This is a genomic window from Streptomyces sp. CO7, assembly GCF_053474865.1.
Map to the genome: position 1 here is coordinate 1 of NZ_JBRIOU010000162.1, position 384 is coordinate 384.

Genomic DNA, 384 nt, shown 5'->3' on the forward strand with positions numbered 1-384 from the left:
TCACCATGGCTTCCGTCACGTTCGACAAGGCCACCCGGATCTACCCGGGTGCCACCAAGCCCTCCGTCGACCAGCTCGACATCGAGATCGCGGACGGCGAGTTCCTCGTCCTCGTCGGCCCCTCCGGCTGTGGCAAGTCGACCTCCCTGCGCATGCTCGCGGGTCTCGAGGACGTCAACGCCGGCTCCATCCGCATCGGTGACCGCGACGTCACGCACCTGCCGCCGAAGGACCGGGACATCGCCATGGTGTTCCAGAACTACGCGCTGTACCCGCACATGACCGTCGCCGACAACATGGGCTTCGCGCTCAAGATCGCCGGTGTCAACAAGTCGGAGATCCGCGCCAAGGTCGAGGAGGCCGCGAAGATCCTCGACCTCACCG

General features: G+C 65.9%; 1 protein-coding gene. It reads left to right on the forward strand.

Going from position 1 to position 384, the window contains the following annotated elements; all coding sequences use genetic code 11:
• Positions 1-5 precede the first annotated feature (5 nt).
• Positions 6-384, forward strand: a 379-nt coding sequence (locus tag ACOV8S_RS31585) for an ABC transporter ATP-binding protein (RefSeq protein ID WP_448321897.1), incomplete at its 3' end; no start/stop codon positions are given.